Source organism: Pseudomonas lalucatii (assembly GCF_018398425.1).
GTDB classification, from domain to species: domain Bacteria; phylum Pseudomonadota; class Gammaproteobacteria; order Pseudomonadales; family Pseudomonadaceae; genus Aquipseudomonas; species Aquipseudomonas lalucatii.
Window position 1 is genome coordinate 1,165,052 of record NZ_JADPMV010000002.1, and the last position, 15,708, is coordinate 1,180,759.

General features: G+C 69.5%; 14 protein-coding genes. 4 read left to right on the forward strand and 10 right to left on the reverse strand.

Features of this window, described 5'->3' with window-relative positions:
• The first annotated feature begins 110 nt into the window (after positions 1-110).
• Positions 111-2,225, forward strand: a complete 2,115-nt coding sequence (locus I0D00_RS18860) for a putative bifunctional diguanylate cyclase/phosphodiesterase (protein WP_213641344.1) — start codon at positions 111-113, stop codon at positions 2,223-2,225.
• A 398-nt stretch (positions 2,226-2,623) separates the two neighbouring features.
• Here I0D00_RS18860 and I0D00_RS18865 read toward each other — a convergent pair whose 3' ends face one another.
• The 10 genes from I0D00_RS18865 to I0D00_RS18910 form a co-directional block, all read right to left on the reverse strand.
• Positions 2,624-3,784 carry a hypothetical protein gene (locus tag I0D00_RS18865; protein WP_213641345.1) on the reverse strand — a complete coding sequence of 387 codons (1,161 nt, stop codon included), beginning with the start codon at positions 3,782-3,784 and terminating at the stop codon, positions 2,624-2,626.
• A 42-nt stretch (positions 3,785-3,826) separates the two neighbouring features.
• Positions 3,827-4,669, reverse strand: a complete 843-nt coding sequence (locus I0D00_RS18870; protein ID WP_213641347.1) for a type II secretion system F family protein — start codon at positions 4,667-4,669, stop codon at positions 3,827-3,829.
• Complete coding sequence (locus tag I0D00_RS18875; RefSeq protein ID WP_213641348.1) at positions 4,666-5,544, reverse strand: type II secretion system F family protein; 879 nt, start codon at positions 5,542-5,544, stop codon at positions 4,666-4,668. The genes I0D00_RS18870 and I0D00_RS18875 overlap by 4 nt, the downstream gene beginning before the upstream one ends.
• Positions 5,537-6,880, reverse strand: coding sequence for a TadA family conjugal transfer-associated ATPase (locus I0D00_RS18880; protein WP_213641349.1), 1,344 nt, complete (start codon positions 6,878-6,880; stop codon positions 5,537-5,539). Before I0D00_RS18880 ends, I0D00_RS18875 begins: the two co-directional genes overlap by 8 nt.
• 3 nt (positions 6,881-6,883) lie before the next feature.
• Positions 6,884-7,621: a tetratricopeptide repeat protein gene (locus I0D00_RS18885; RefSeq protein WP_213641350.1), complete on the reverse strand. Its 738-nt coding sequence runs from the start codon at positions 7,619-7,621 to the stop codon at positions 6,884-6,886.
• A gap of 1 nt (position 7,622) precedes the next feature.
• A complete protein-coding gene (locus tag I0D00_RS18890) occupies positions 7,623-9,593 on the reverse strand; it encodes a pilus assembly protein N-terminal domain-containing protein (protein ID WP_213641351.1) in 1,971 nt (656 codons plus the stop codon).
• A complete protein-coding gene (locus I0D00_RS18895; protein WP_213641352.1) occupies positions 9,590-10,276 on the reverse strand; it encodes an OmpA family protein in 687 nt (228 codons plus the stop codon). The genes I0D00_RS18890 and I0D00_RS18895 overlap by 4 nt, the downstream gene beginning before the upstream one ends.
• A 571-nt stretch (positions 10,277-10,847) precedes the next feature.
• The gene (locus tag I0D00_RS18900; RefSeq protein WP_213641353.1) at positions 10,848-11,603 is read right to left on the reverse strand and encodes a CpaB family protein; all 756 of its coding nucleotides are present in this window, start codon (positions 11,601-11,603) and stop codon (positions 10,848-10,850) included.
• A gap of 100 nt (positions 11,604-11,703) precedes the next feature.
• Entirely contained in the window at positions 11,704-12,087 is a 384-nt protein-coding gene (locus I0D00_RS18905) for a hypothetical protein (protein WP_213641354.1), read from the reverse strand.
• A gap of 240 nt (positions 12,088-12,327) precedes the next feature.
• Entirely contained in the window at positions 12,328-12,714 is a 387-nt protein-coding gene (locus I0D00_RS18910; RefSeq protein WP_213641355.1) for a DUF4345 family protein, read from the reverse strand.
• A gap of 133 nt (positions 12,715-12,847) precedes the next feature.
• Between I0D00_RS18910 and I0D00_RS18915 the strand changes: the two genes are divergently transcribed.
• From I0D00_RS18915 to I0D00_RS18925, 3 genes are all read left to right on the forward strand, one after another.
• Positions 12,848-13,282, forward strand: a complete 435-nt coding sequence (locus I0D00_RS18915) for a DUF411 domain-containing protein (protein ID WP_213641356.1) — start codon at positions 12,848-12,850, stop codon at positions 13,280-13,282.
• A 108-nt stretch (positions 13,283-13,390) separates the two neighbouring features.
• On the forward strand, positions 13,391-14,311 hold the full coding sequence (locus I0D00_RS18920) for an aldo/keto reductase (protein ID WP_213641357.1): 921 nt from the start codon (positions 13,391-13,393) through the stop codon (positions 14,309-14,311).
• Positions 14,312-14,326: 15 nt separating this feature from the next.
• Positions 14,327-15,625 carry an NTP/NDP exchange transporter gene (locus I0D00_RS18925; protein WP_213641358.1) on the forward strand — a complete coding sequence of 433 codons (1,299 nt, stop codon included), beginning with the start codon at positions 14,327-14,329 and terminating at the stop codon, positions 15,623-15,625.
• Positions 15,626-15,708: the final 83 nt, after the last annotated feature.

Consider the following 15,708-nt stretch of genomic DNA (forward strand, 5'->3'; position numbering starts at 1 on the left):
CTCGCCAGGACCTGGCCCCGCTCCGTCGTGGTTTATGCTTTGCCGGTAGTGCCTGGCATGGTTCTCGCTGGAAGCCTTGCCAAGTCCAGCTATCGAACGGGAGAAGGACCATGGCTGAATCGGACGCGCAAACCAGGCTGTGGCAGCCGGCACAGGGCGCGGAAAGGCCGCTGTCGGTGCTGGTGGTCGACGATGACGAGCTGATCCGCATGCACCTGCAGCTGGCCCTGTCCAACGAGGGCCTGCGGATCAGCGAGGCGGCCAACGGCCAGCAGGCCGTGGAACTGGCCAGCCGGCAGGCCTTCGACATAGTGCTGATGGACGTGCGCATGCCCGGCATGGACGGCTTCGCCGCCTGCGAGCGGCTCAAGCAACTGCCCGGCCATGCCTCGACGCCGGTGGTGATGCTCACCGGCATGGAGGATCAGGAGTCGATCCGCCGCGCCACCCAGGTCGGCGCCATCGACTATGTCACCAAGCCGCTGAGCGCCACGGTGCTGGCCAAGCGCGTGCGCCATATCGTCCAGGCGCAGCGCAACCACGCCGAGCTGGATAACCAGCGCGCCAGCCAGAATGCCCTGCTGCACGCGATCCCCGATACCATCCTGCGCTTCGATGCCGAGGGCATCCTGCTGGCCTCGAAATTCCCCGAGGCCTGTCCGAGTCTGTTGCGAATGCGTTCGGCGATCGGCAGCAGCATCCGCGAGATCTTCTCCGGAGTGCCCCGGTTCGACCCCGCCCAGGCCCTGCAGCGGGCCCTGCACGGCGATACCACGGCACTGCAGATCGCCTGGCCGGGGGCCGAGGAGAGCATCTACGAGGTCCGCTTCGTCGCCAGTGCCGCCAACGACGTGATGTGCATCCTGCGCGACATCAGCCGCCAGGTGCGCCAGCAGCGCCGCATCGAACAGCTGTCGCTGAGCGACGGCCAGACCGGCCTGGCCAACCGCGCCTGCTTCCTGCAGATGGCCCAGCGCCAGCTGGACGCCGCGCCGGAGCAGGCCCTGTGCATGCTGCAACTGAGCTTCGCCAGCTACCCGAGCGTCAGCAGAAGCGTCGGCAGCAAGACCGCCGACCAGCTCATCCGCGTGCTGGCCGACACCCTGGTCGAGGCCAGCGGCGCGAGTCGCCAGCTCGATCCCAGCGGCGCCGGCGACCTGCCCTTTATCGCCCGCACCGGCGAGGCGGACTTCCATCTGCTGCTCGGCGACGAACGCGAGGCGCTGGACGCCCTGCTGCGGCGGGTGTGCCAGGCGGTCGAAGAGCCCATCCAGGTCGACCAGTACGAGTTCCGCCTGCCTCTGCGCGCGGGCATCGTCAGCACCGAGGCGGCGAACGGCAACGTCGATGAACTGTTCAAGATGAGCGGGCTGGCGGCACAGAAGGCCAGCCAGCGGCAGTTGAGCGAGCCGCTGGTCTACTCCCCGGCGTTGCAGCGCGAAAGCCAGCGCAGCCTGCTGCTGGAGTCCGCCCTGCGCCGGGCCATCGCCCAGGGTGAACTGGAGCTGCTCTACCAGCCCAAGGTCTGCGCCCACAACGGCCAGCTCAAGAGCCTGGAGGCATTGTGCCGCTGGACCCATCCGGAGCTCGGCGCCATCTCGCCGGCGGAGTTCATCCCCCTGGCCGAGGAGAGCGGCCTGATCCTGCCGCTGGGCGAGTTCGTGCTGGAGCGGGCCTGCCAGCAGAGCCGCGCATGGCGCCAGGCAGGACACGCCCAGGTGCCGATCGCGGTCAACGTCTCGGGACACCAACTCAACCAGCGCCAGGTCGACCGGCAGCTGTTCAGCCTGCTCGAGCGCTGCGACGTGCCGGCTGAGGCGATCGAGTTGGAGATCACCGAGAGCGTGCTGGTGGAGCAGAGCCATGTGCTGGCGTTGCTGGAACGGATCAGGGCCCGTGGCGTGCGCATCGCCATCGACGACTTCGGCACCGGGCACTCGTCCCTGAGCATGCTCAAGTCCTTCCCGATCGACATCCTGAAGATCGACCGCGCCTTCGTCAGCGAGATCGGCGATGCGCGGCAGACCTACAGCATCGTCGACACCATCATCGCCCTCGGCCATGCGCTTGAGCTGACCCTGGTGGCCGAAGGCATCGAGACCGAAAACCAGCTGCACTACCTGCGCGAGCGCGGTTGCCAGCTGATCCAGGGCTACCTCACCGGCCGGCCGATGAGCGCCGACGACATCGAACAGCGGTTCCTCCTGCCACGGCAGGTCCTCTGACGGGCCCTCGCCGCAGCGCCCGGGTTGCCGATACACCGGGCGTTTCAACCTCGTTCCAGCCGCGCGCATATGGCGCAATACCGCGCCGGATCTTCCCGGCGACAGCGCCCCTCTCCCCTATCGCTCCCTGCGTTTCTAGCGGACTCGCCTGCACGCGCCGCACGCCTGCGCCCAAGTTCGCCCCGCCAACAGATCTGTCTCGTCGATGACGCCGGCCCTCGGCCTCACGACCTGGCAAGGCCGGAACACCAAGGCGCGTTACGCCGACTTGGATACGGCAGTGAGGGGGAGGCGTACGGACGCTGCGGCGGGAAGGGCGAAAGGAGCTGAGCAATCGCGCGAGTTGAGGCCGTCGGGGTGCCCGCCACGAACTCGGGCACCCCTTGGCGAGGGTGGGTTCAGGGGGCGAAGCTGCCCTCGCCGGTCGGCGCAACGGTGCGCCAGGCGCTGTCGCCAGCTGCCGCTGGCAGGTTCACCCGGAACGGCGCGGCGAAGGCCTCCAGGGCGTTCCGCGTGGGATCGTTGGGGTCGGCGACCGGCGCGGTCGCCTGCAGCTGGACGAACGCCTCGCAGAGGATCTCGCCTTGCAGCGGCGCGAGGATCTCATCGATCAGCGGCTTGACGTTGTCGTTGACGTTCGACTCCGCCAACACCCGGTTGATCGCCACGAAGACCGCCGCATCGACCAGCTCTTCGGTCTGCAGGGACAGGGCCTGGGGGCAACACAGGCTGCCCACCTCCACGGGGTCGAGACGCTGACCCGGCGGCAGCAGCAGATTGATGCCGGTGCGGATGCTGTCCATACGGTCGTTGATCGCCGGCAGGTAGTTATCCAGCACGTCGCCCTCGTCCTCGTAGTCGGCCGGGCAGTCGCAGGGCTCCGGAACACTGACCAGGCAGGCGCTGTAGGCCGGCTCGGTGCCTGTGGCCTCGAGGGCAATGGCCTCGCAGGGCGAGCCCGCCACCACCTTCTGCGAAATCCAGCGCGAGCCTATGTCGGCGACCGCTATCGGGCAGCTCTGCGCCGTCTCGCGGTACAGGGCGCCGGGCAAGCCGCCGGCGCCCTGGCCGACGGCATAGTTGGGCTGGCCCTGCAGGGCGTTGAAATAGCTGACGCTACCCGACCCAGAGATACCGTCGACCCCATCGTTGTCGCTCGACTCGTCGCTGACGCGCTTGATGCAGGGTTCGCCCTCGCAGCTGTTGCCGGCGTAGTAGAGCGGCTCGCGACTGGTGAAGCGATCGTCGCGGATGCCGATCAGGGTGCGGTAGTTGCGCGCCTGGCTGCGGTCGATATAGAACAGCCGGGGCGCGTCGTGCTCGTCGAAGTCGGCCGCCTCGCCCAGTACCTTGCCCTGGGCATCGACGACTATGGCCTTCTGCGCCTGCTGGCTGACATAGCGCTTAACCAGGGCGTCGCGAATCGCCACTATGCCGACCAGGCTGCCCAGCACCAGGATGGTGACCAGTAACAGCAGTTCGACGGTGATGACGAAGCCGCCCTGGGCCTTGCGCGGCCCCGTGGCATGCGGGCGGTTCGCGGCATTCGGGCTCGACATGATCATTCTCCTCTCCATTGATCGGCCGCTGCGGCACGCCGCTCACAGCAGGTGCTTGAGAATCTGCACGGTGTCGTAGAGCTGCACCGCCGCGGGAAAGATCACCAGCAGCAGGAACATCGGCAGGCACACCAGGCCCAGCGGAAAGAGCATCTCCATGCTCTTGCGGTTGAGCACCTGGGCCGCCTGCGCCCGTTGCTTCTCCAGCAGGATCTGCGATTGCTTTTCCAGGGTCTGCAGGATCGGCGCGCCGACCTGGGCGCCCACCTCGAACACCGCAGCCAGGCGCCGCAGCTCCTGCACCCCGCTACGCTGACCCATGCCCTGCAGAGCCTTGCGCAGCGACTGTCCGGCGTTCAGCTCGGCGCACACCAGCAGGGCCTCGCGGGCCAGGGGGTGGTCGGCCTTGAAACCGAAACGCGCGGCCTGCTCGAAGGCCTGGGCCAGGGCCGAGCCGGACGACAGGTAGGCGCGCAGCAGGTCGACGAAGAAGCTCAGGGTCCTCTGGATGCGGGCCCGGCGGCGCTGGCGGCGGCGAAGCAGCCACAGGTCGAAGGCGAAGCAGCCGAACAGCGCGGTGCCGAACAGCACCGGCCACTGGCTCCAGGGGCCCCGCCACTCCAGCAGCGCCAGGGGCAGCAGCGCCGCCAGGGCCAGCTTGCAGGGCCAGTACAGCAGGCGCAGTTGCTCGGGCATGATCCCGGCCTGGCGCATCAGCCGCGCCGGGAACAGCCAGCGGCTCAGTAATCCCGGCCGCCGCTCGGACTCCAGCAGCAGGGCCTCCTCGTTCAGGCTCAGCTCATGGCGCTGCAGGACGAAGACCAACCCGAGGCAGAGCAGCAGCGCGAGCAACAGTGCCAGGTCGAACCACAGGCCATTCATCATTCGTCACTCCGCAGGATTCGCCGCATCCACAGGAAACCGAGGATCTGGCAGAGCAAGGCGCCCAGCACCAGGGCCGGCCCCTGGGGATGCTCGCTGAGCGGCAGCAGCCAGCCGGGCTCCTTCCACAGGAAGAAGGGAATCAGGATGTAGGGGAAGAAGGCGGCGAACAGCAGCGCATAGCGGGCGCCGGAGAGCTGCCCCCGGAGGCGCTGACGATAGAAGCTGCGCTCGCGCAGGATGCCGCCCAGGGCCTGCAGCAGCCCGGCGAAGTCGCCGCCGGCATGCCAGCGCGACGACAGGGTGTTGGCGAACAGCCTGACCCCTTCGCTCGCATACAGACCGAGCAGCGGCTGGCAGGCAGCATCGACCGAGGCGCCGAGCCTGATCCGCCGCACTATGTCCTCCAGGGCCTGGCGCACGGTGCCCTGGGAGGCCTCGGCGGCCACCTGCAGGGCCAGCAGGGGCGGCGTGCCGCCGGCCGCGGCGGCCTGCATCAGGTCCACCACATCGACCAGGACCGTCTCGAACAGCCGCGAGCGCCAGGCCACCAGATCGTTCAGCAGCAGCAGGCTGACCGGCACGAAGGCCAGGCCGGCCACCACGGACAGGCCCAACTGTGCGGGAAACAGGCTGAGGAAGATCACCCACACCGCCAGGCTGCTGAGCAGCAGGCCGGCGACGAACAGCAGCGGGCGCAGCTGGATATCGAGGATGCGCAGCTTCACCCGCAGGCTGGCGAAGCCGTCTCCCGGCGGCGTCGGCAGTGCCAGCTCCTGCCCCGGCGCCACCGGGGGGCTAGCCAGGCGACGCAGCAGCAGGATGCCCGAGGCGATCAGGGCCGTGGCGGCCAGCAGCCAGAGAAAGAGTTCAGCCATGTCCGGCCTCCGTGGCGCTGCGTTCGGCCCGCGCGGCGAGGCTGGCCGGCACGGCATAGCCGCGCTGCTCCAGGGTCGCCAGGAAGCTCGGCCGCTGCGCGCCGGGCAGGTGACGGCCACGGCGATTCAGCGCCGGGCCGGACTCGGCGTTGTCCATGGCGTCCAGTGGCTCGGCCTGGAAGCGGAAGATCTCGCGAATCCCCAGGCGGCCCTGGTCGCTGACCACCTCGCCGATGCTGGTGACGCAGCGGCTGCCGTCGCGGAAACGCGCCACCTGGACGACCAACTGGATGGCCGAGCCGATGATCTCGCGGATCGCCTCGCGCGGCAGGCCGACGTCGGCCAGCAGCGCCAGCGACTCCAGGCGCTTGAGGGCATCGCCGGGGCTGTTGGCGTGCACGGTGGAGAGACTGCCGTCGTGGCCCACGGTCATCGCCTGAAGCATCTCGAACACTTCGTGGCCACGCACCTCGCCGACTATTATGCGATCGGCGCGCATGCGCAGGGCGTTGCGCAGCAGCATGCGCAGGTCCACCTGGCCGCGGCCCTCGCTATTGCCCTGGCGCGCCTCCAGGGTCACCACGTGCGGGTGGCGCAGCTGCAGTTCCGCCGACTCCTCGATGGTCACCACGCGCTCCCCCGCCGGGATGAACTGGGAGATGCCGTTGAGCAATGTGGTCTTGCCCGCCGCCGCGCCGCCGGCGATCAGGATGTTCAGCCCCGCGCTGACCGCCAGCCCCAACAGATCGAGCATGGCCGGGCTGAGCATGGCGCTGTCGACCAGGGCCTCGGCGCTGTCCTGGGCCTCGATGAAGCGGCGGATCGACACCACCGGGCCCTTGGCGCAGAGCGGCGGAATCATCGCATGCAGACGGCTGCCGTCGGGCAGGCGGGCGTCCACGGCCGGGCAGTTGCTGTCCAGGTGCTTGCCCTGGGCGGCCACCAGGCGATCGAGAAAACGCCGCAGGTGCGCCTCGTTGTCGAACTCCAGCGCGGTCCTGCTGAGCTGGCCACGACGATCGACCCAGACCTCGTGGGGGCCGTTGATGAGGATGTCCGAGACGCCGGGATCGATCATCAGCGGCGCCAGCGGCCCCAGCCCCTGCACCTCCTGCAGCACTTCCTCACCCAGGGTCAGGCGCCGGGTCGCCTCCAGCGGCTTGCCCAGGTCGTCCTCGAGCCGCTCGATCAGCCCATCGATGCGCTCGCGCAGCGCCGCGCTATCGGCCAGGGCCTCGCTTTCGCCCATCTCGAGCGAGTCGATCAGGCGCTGATGGAGCAGTTGCCGCAAGCGCCGCAGGTCCACTTCGGGCGCATCAAGACCGCTGATAGACATGAGCTAGCCCCCCAGGGTGGTGGCAGTCGGCGCGCAGGAGCCGCCGCCAGACAAACTGACCAAGCGGCTCTCCGGCGCCAGGAATTGCGGGTTGCCGGCGGTCGCCAGGCGATACTGCTGACAGGCCGCGGCGCGGCGGTTTTGCTCTTCGTAGACCAGGCCGCGATGGTAGGCCGCGCGCCAGCCGGGGGCACCGACCCGCTCGGCCAGCGTCAGGCTGTGCAAGGCGCCGGCGTACTGGCGGTCCAGGTACTGCACCGCCGCCAGGGTCTCGTACAGCTGCGGGTGCCGCGGGTTGAGGCGCAGCTGCTGCTTGAGCAGGGTCCGCGCCAGGCTCAGGTTGCCCTCCTCCAGGGCGATCCGGCTGCGCAGCACCGCGGCCTCGGGGCGCGGCTTGCGCCCCTGCAGCAGCTGGTCGAGCAGGTAGCCGGCCTGGGCCGCGCGCCCGGACTGGTGGGCCAGCACCGCCGCCAGCATGATCACCCGCTCGTTGTGCGGGAAGGCCGCGTACAGCTGCATGGTTTCGCGCAGCAGGCCCTCGCAGTCGACCGGTTCGCTCCAGCCCTGGGTGGCGGTGTGGCAGGCCGCACCGCTGGCCAGGGTGGCGCGGTAGTGGCTCAGCACCCGGTCGACCTGGACGTTGGGGTCCTCGGTGGCCTGGGTGCGCTGCTGGCCCAGGGAGCCGCAGCCGCCGAGGGCAGTCGCCGCCAGGACGAGTGGTAGCAGGAGTTTCGCGTTCATCTCAGTGCTCCTCTTGGCGGGTCAGCGCCAGGCCGGGCTGCAAGGCCCGCTGCGCCAGGTCGAGGGGGGACGGGAAGGCCCACAGGTGCACGTCGCCCTGGGTCTCGCGGACCAGGGTGGGCGTCACCACTATGATCAGCTCGCGGTCCTGGCCGCTGTCGCTGGAGGCTTCGGCCAGGCGCCCGAGCAGCGGGATCTGGTTGACCCCGGGGGTGAAGTCCTCCTGGGTCGACTGCTCGCTGGAGACCAGGCCACCGAGGATCAGCGGCTGGCCGTCCTGCAGGCGGGTGGTGGTGCTGATGCTGCGGGTATTGAAGGCCGTGCTGTTGAGGTTGCTGCCGGTACTGCCGGAAATCTGCCGGGTCAGCAGGGTGTCCGGGGCCGACACGGTCGGGTTGACGTCCAGGGTGATGCGGTCGTTCTCGTCGACCATGGCGCGCACCTTCAGCTGCACGCCGAAGGACTTGAAGCTGGTGCCGCTGAACACCCCCGGGGTGTTGTTGCCCACCTCGTCGCCGCTCTTCAGTCCGGTGGGGGCGAACGCGGTGGGCACCGGCACCTCGCCGCCGACGCTGAACACCGCGGACTCGCCGGCCAGCACCATGAGGGTCGGCCGCGACAGGGTGCGGGAGATGCCCTCCTGCTCCATCAGCGAGAACAGCAGGTCGAAGGCCAGGCGGCTGCTGCCGATCTGCAGGTTGTTGGTCAGCGAGCCGCCGATGATCTGCAGGGCATTCTCCACCGTGGAGCTGTCCGGCTGGATCTGCCCCAGCCCCCCCAGGCCGAACAGGCCCTCGGTGTTGTAGCCCTGGGTGACCAGGCTCAGGTCCGGGCGCCAGCTGTACAGGCGATTGCGGTTGACCTCGTGGATCTGCACCGCCACCCGCACCTGCGGCAGGTCACGCACCTCGATCATCGACAGCAGGCGGCCGTTGGCCAACGACAGCAGCTTGGCGCGGCCGACATTGGCCCGCAGGTCGTTGTCGTGGATGCCCGCGCCGCCGTCCAGGCCGCTGATCAGCGAGGCGGCCGCCTTGGTCGAACCGCGCTGGTCGAGCAGACCGCCGGACTCGTCGGCGATCACCGCCACATCGGCGAGCGCCTGGTCGCCGAGGAACAGGCTCGAGGCCACGTTGAGCACCCGGGTCAGGGTCACCTGGTCGCGCACCTCGCCCTCGAGGATCAGGGTGTCGACGTAATCATCGGCGATATCGCCACGCATCACCCGGCGGATGCGCACGTCGCCGCCGCCGAGGGGGGCGATGGCGTCGCGGATCTTCAGCTCCATGCTCTTGGGCAGGGTCTCGACCTGGATCAGGTTGATCACCGCCACCCGGCTGTCGCCGCCCAGGCTCTGCGCGTCGAGGCGCAAAGCGTTGCCTCCCGCGCGGTTGCCGTCCTGGGCCGCCACCACCATCTGCAGGGCGGAGGACAGGTTCTGCCCCGGGTCCTGCGCCGGCACGCCGGCCCCGCCCTGCTGGCGCACCCCCAGGTAGTGGCGGGCGGCCGCTTCGGCGGCGACCTTGTACTTGACCGTGGGCACCTTGCCGCGCAGCACCAGGGCCGGACGATCCGGCGCCGGTTCCAGGCGGATGCCGGAATGAATGTCGTGCAGCGCGCTGCGCAGCACCGACAGGTCTTCGCTGACGCTGAACAGGTAGGTTTCGCTGCTGCCATCGGCGTACCAGACGATCAGCGTGGTACGCCCGACGTTCTTGGCCAGCACCAGCAGTTCGCGACCGCCGAGGATCTCCACCTCCAGGGTCTTCTCCTGGCCGATGGCCACGCGCTTGAGTTCCTTGTCGAACAGCAGCCGCGAATGGGTCCACTGGATCAGGTCGCGGAACCCGGCGGAGCGGCGTCCGCTGGCATCCTCGACGAAGGTCAGGCCGGCCTGCAGCGGCGTCGGCAGCAGCAGCCCGATCAGCGCCGCGGCGCAGGCCAGCAACAAACAGCTTCGAGTACTTTTCATTTCGTCACCTCGGCGGTCAGGGGCGCGGCCGCGGGCTGCGCCGCGAGGGGCTGCACGGCCGGCAGGCAAGGCGTGGCAGCCTGGGCGCCAGCCGCCAGCGGCAGGTAGGTGAAGATCTCCACCCGCCGGTTCAATGGCGCGACCTCGCTGCGCAGCAGCGGGTGCAGGGGCGCATGTTCGCCGTAGCCGACGACCTGCAGCTGCCTGGCAGGCAGGCCTTGGCGTATCAGCTCGCGGGACACGGCGCGGGCGCGCCGCTCGGACAGGCGCTGGTTGTAGTGCGCGCTACCGGCCGCGTCGGTGTGCCCGGCGATCAGCACGTTGGACGCCCTGGCTTGGCTCAGCAGCGCCCGGGCGAGCGCCGCCAGCTCGCCCTGCACCGCGGCGGGCAGCGTCTGGCCGGCGTGCTCGAAGGGGCTGAGGCGGGCGACCAGCCGGTAGTGGCTGGCCTCTCCCGCACAGCTGCGCAGCGCCAGGGCGGCTCGGTCCAGCGGCCGGTTGTACGGCCAGTGATACGCCGGGCCCGGCTCCTGCGGGTCGCGGTCGTGGGCATAGGCGCCCAGGGTGGCCAGGGCATGGCTGCGGCGCGCCGGCTCATGGCTCGGCTCGGGCATCGGCGGCGCCATCTCCTGCCCGGCGCATCCGGCGAGCAAGACGCCGAGAAATAGACTGGCGGTTCTCATTGCGGGACCTCTCTGTCTGGTGGCGGCTGGACGATGTAGCGCTCGCCAGCCCTGGCCGTCAGCGCCCCTGGAGTACCTGAACTGGAGCATGAGCGACGGTCTTAGAGGAGGTAGTGCACAGCCCGTACCAAGTCCTTTGTAATTATTTTTTATGTTTAATTACAAAGACTTACGCATATCTCGCAGAGTCTCGCGCAAAACCCCAAGCAAATGGCTTCCCGGTATTCGCAAAATGCAACGCAATACAGGAATGCTTTGGCAAAACGCCGCCAGGCGTTGCGCGCCATGGCGCGGGTGCCGGCGACTCGGCCGGGGCAGGATCGGTGGGATGGGGGAAGGAAGGCGGACGCGGATGCCCCTGCCCGGTGACACAGGCGAGGCGGCGGTTGAGGGGGCGGCGGCCGGACGGGACGTCGACCGCGAAATAAGGCGCGTGGCGCACCCGATGTCCATGACCTGCGCGGGCGGCGGGTCGCGGGGTAAGAGTCTCAGGTCGGCCAGCCAGGAGCGGGGCCAGGGCGTAATGCGGCTGAAGCGGACGGGCCCTGGGCACGGGCCGCAGCCGCTGCGGTTACATCTCCACCGTCACGCTGCGGCGCTTGAGGCCCGACAGCAGCTCGACCTGACGATGGGTCGGCTGTGGCTCGATGCGTTGACGATCGGGGTCGGCCTCCCCGGCACCGTGCAGGACGATGGTGACCTTCTCGCGAGGGCCGATGCTGGCCAGCGGGTAGACCTCCTCGGGGGCGATGGCGATCACCAGCGGCGTGCCTGCGACCGGTTTGTCCCGCGCCTGCGGCGGCAAGGCCAGGCTGCCCAGGCCCGTGGGGGCGTCGGCGCTCGGCGTTCTCTGCGCCAGGGCACCGATCAGCCGGGCATCGCGCGCCACCGTCCTGACCCCCTTGCGGCCGCTGACCAGCACATCGAAACGATCGCCATTGCGCAACTGGCTATGGGGTATCGAGCCCTTGCGCGGGGTAAAGGTGTAGAGCACCTTGCTCTCGGGTATCTGCTGGGCCAGCCAGGACCGCGCCGGCTTGACCAGCTCGGCGGGCCAGATGGCCTCGCCATCCTGCTTGTCGGAGGTCAGGCGCTTGCCGATCAGCAGGCGGGGGTCCTCGACCCCCGGCCGGTCCTTGTCGACGCGCACCTTGCGCAGCAACTCGGGACGCAGCAGGGTGCCGACCGGCCAGTTGCCGTTGATGCCCCAGACTTCCTGGGTGTTGTGCCGCTCGACCTGCCGAACGCCGAGCACGCTGACCAATACTCCCGAGACCAGGAACGTGGCCATGGCCGCCGTGGTACTGCCGGAATACTTGCGCTTCATGCTGTGCTCCCTGGTTATCGAGGTCCGAACTCGCTGAACGCGGACGCTGCCGCGAGCCCGGCACTGCAGCCGGGCCTACGCGGACGTCACAGGCCAGGGATCAGGGCGCGGATACGGTACCGACCGCTTGCGCCGACTGGCCGCCATTGGAGTTGACGATCACCCCACCGCCCTCGATCGGCGCCGCCGCCACGAAGGTGAAGACATCGCCGTCGCCGGCCGCGGTATCGACGTTGTCGCCGAACACCGAGCCCGATACCGCCGCGGTCTCCTCGAAGTTGGTGATGCCGTTGAACTCGTAGGACTGGTCGAGCTGGCCGATCGCCTCGGCGACATCCTCCATCTCGGCGGTGATCGCATCGCGCATGGTGACCATGCCGGCCATCAGGCCGATGACCATGGTCGTGGTGATCAGCACCAGTTCGCTGGTCATCACGAAACCACCTTGCTTCTTGCTAGCGAGCGTCTTGTTGATTGTTTTCATGGTGCACACCTCAAAGGTCGGTAATTTTCGGTCCAAATAAGCGAGAACCCGTTCTCACTTGACCTTGCACCATCAAGGGCCGTGCCAACTTTAAACTATCCATAGATATCAATCAGATAGGATTAATCGCTACTACCCTGGGCGGGCCCAGCCGGCCATTGCTCGTGTTCTGCGATGCAAATTGCAATGCAGGATGAAGCCTCTCCGACGAGCGCCCCGAGGATGCCGGTAGTGGCCGGTTCAGAGTCTCACCAGGGTGCGCAGCGCCCAGAACGCCAGCCCGGCGGAGACCAGCTCCAGCAGCAGGGCGGCCAGGTTGAAGGTCTGCTGGGCGCCGCCGTCCAGCCACAGGCCGCCGATGCGCGCCAGGGCCAGGGCGCTGTACAGCAGCACCAGCAGGGTCAGAGCGCCGCGCAGCAGTTCCAGGCGCGCCAGGGCCAGCAGCAGGAAGGCCGCCAGGCCGAGCTGCAGGCCGCCATAGTAGGCGCGCACATCGGTGGCCGCGGCGGGCGCCAGCAACAGCATGCCGCTGAGGTTGGCCATTTCGTGGGGCCGGATGAAATAGGCCAGGCCCAGGCCGCCCAGGGCCAGTACCTGCAGGATCAGCACCACCCGCGCCAGCAGCATCGACAGCCTCCTTCTCGTGTCCGGAAGCGAGCAGCATAGGCCCTGCCCGGCATATCCGGAAACAGCCGGCGACTGTGGCGGACCCGGCGCAGGCATTATCCTGTCACGCCGAACCTCTAGGGAGTCTGCCCCGATGCGCCTCGCCCTCCTCCTCGCCACCCTGTTCAGCGCCTGGGTCCAGGCCGCCGAGCCCCTGACCATCGATGTGCACCGCGACCCCAACTGCGGCTGCTGCAAGGCCTGGATCGGCCACCTGCAGGACAACGGTTTCACTGTCGTCGACCATGTCGAGACGGACATGGCCGCGGTCAAGCAGCGCCTGGGCGTGCCGCCGCGCCTGGCGGCCTGCCACACCGCGGTGATCGACGGCCAGTTCGTCGAGGGCCATGTACCGGCGGCCGACATCCTCAAGCTGCGCCAGCGCCCCGACCTGCTCGGCGCGGCCGTGCCGGGCATGCCCACCGGCTCGCCCGGCATGGAACGCGGCGACATCCGCGACGCCTACCAGGTGATAGGCCTGGACCGCCAGGGCGCCGAGCAGGTGCTGAGCGAGCACCCGGGCAACTGAGCCGGCGCGGGCCGGCCCCGACGGCTATGCTCGAACGGTGAAGCGCGCGCTCCGCGGCACGCCGCGCTCGAGTTTCCAGTCGCTGAGGCCGCACCCCTGGAGGACAGCATGCCCAGCCGCCGTCAGGTCATTCAGCGCGGCGCCAGCCTGCTCGGTCTCGCCGCCGCCCTGCCCTTGCTGCCACGCGCCTTCGCCCTGGCCCCCGGCGGCCTGCTGCAGCGGCCGATACCCGCCAGCGGCGAGCTGCTGCCGGCGATCGGCCTGGGCACCTCGCGCACCTTCCACGTGCGCCTCGACGACGCCAGCCTCGCGCCGCTGGAGCAGGTGATGGGCACCTTTATCGGGGCCGGCGGCCGCCTGATCGACACCGCGCCGAGCTACGGCAACGCCGAGGCCGTCACCGGCGAGCTGCTGCGACGCAGCGGCTACCAGGGCCGGGCCTTTCTCGCCAGCAAGGTCTCGACCCATGGCCGCGAACGCGGCCTGGCGCAGTTCGAGGCCAGCCTGCGGGCGCTGCAGAGCGAGCGGATCGACCTGATGCAGGTGCACAACCTGCAGGACACCCGCACCCAGCTGGCCCTGTTGCGCGAGCTCAAAGCCCAGGGCAAGGTGCGCTACATCGGCATCACCCACTACCGCGAGGCGGCCCACGACGACCTGCTGGCGGTGCTGGCCAAGGAGCCGGTGGACTTCGTCCAGCTCAACTACTCGGTGGCCGAGCGCAACGCCGAGCAGCGCCTGCTGCCCCACTGCGCCGACCACGGCATCGCCACCCTGATCAACCGCCCGTTCCAGCGCGGCCAGCTGTTCCAGCGGGTGCGCGGCCGGCCGCTGCCGGACTGGGCGAAGGAGATCGACGCCGACTCCTGGGCCCAACTGCTGCTCAAGTTCATCCTCGCCCACCCGGCGGTGACCGTGGCCATCCCCGCCACTTCCAAGGCCCACTACATGGCCGACAACCTCCGGGCCGGGCTCGGCCGCCTGCCGGATGCGGCGCTGCGCGAGCGGATCGCCCGGGCCTTCGCCTGACCCCGCGGAGGCGCCATGACGCTCGCCCAGCGCCTGGCCGGCAGCATCAATGCCGAACCGGCCGAGTTGCGCGCGGCCCTGAGCGGCTTCGCCCTGCTGTTCTGCCTGTTCGCCGGCTACTTCATGCTCAGGCCGATCCGCGAGGCCATGGGCATTCGCGGCGGCGTGGAGAACCTGCAGTGGTTGTTCAGCGCCACCTTCGTGCTGATGCTCTGCGCCGTCCCGCTGTTCGCCTGGCTCAACTCGCGGGTGCCGCGCTCGCGCTACGTCGACTGGGTGTACAGCCTGTTCGTCCTCAACCTGCTGGCCTTCGCCGCGGCCTTCGCCCGGGGCGATGCGGTGTGGCTGGCGCGGCTGTTCTACGTATGGCTGTCGGTCTACAACCTGTTCGTGGTGTCGGTGGCCTGGAGCCTGATGGCCGACGTGTTCGATGCCGCCCAGGCGCGCCGGCTGTTCGCCTTCATCGCCGCCGGCGCCAGCAGCGGCGGCCTGGCGGGCCCGGCACTGGGCACCCTGCTGATAGGCGCCATCGGCCATAGCGGCCTGCTGCTCTGCGCCGCCGGGCTGCTGGGCGGCGCGCTGGCAGGCAAGCGCCAGCTGATGGCCTGGCGCGCGGTCGGCGGCGCCGGCCGCCCCGGCGCGCCGCCCAGCGAGCACCCGCACGAGCCGGTGCCGGGCAACCCCTTCAGCGGCATCGGCCGGGTGCTGGCCTCGCCCTACCTGCTGGGCATCGCCGCCTTCGTCGTCCTGCTGGCCAGCGCCAGCACCTTCCTCTACTTCGAGCAGGCGCGCCTGGTGCAGCAGACCTTCCCCGACCCGATCCAACAGGTGCGCGTGTTCGGCCTGCTCGACTTCGCCGTGCAGGCGCTGTCGTTGCTGGCCCAGCTGTTCGTCACCGGGCGGGTCGCGCAGAAGCTCGGCCTGCGCGCGCTGCTGGCCGGGGTGCCGCTGCTGGTGTGCCTGGGCTTCCTCGGCCTGGCCCTGGCGCCGACCTTCGCCATGCTGGCGGCGCTTATGGTCGTGCGCCGGGTCGGCGAGTACGCCTTCGTCCGCCCGGGCCGGGAGATGCTCTTCGCCCCGCTGGATGCGCACAGCAAGTACAAGGCCAAGAACGTCATCGACACCCTGGTCTATCGCGGCGGCGACGCCCTCAGCGCCTGGTTCAAGGCCCTGCTCGACAGCCTGGCCCAGGGCGTGCTGCTGGCGGCCCTGGTCGGCGCCGCCCTGGCAGCCGCCTGGGCCACGCTGGGCTGGTACCTGGGCGGGGAGCGGCCGCCGGCCGGTGCCCCGCGGCGCGACCGGCGGCGAAACTGATCGCGACATTGCCCCGGCGGCCGCGGCTTTTTCTGCCGCCCCACGCTTGTCACCCCGGCGACTCTGGGTTATCTGTGCACAGG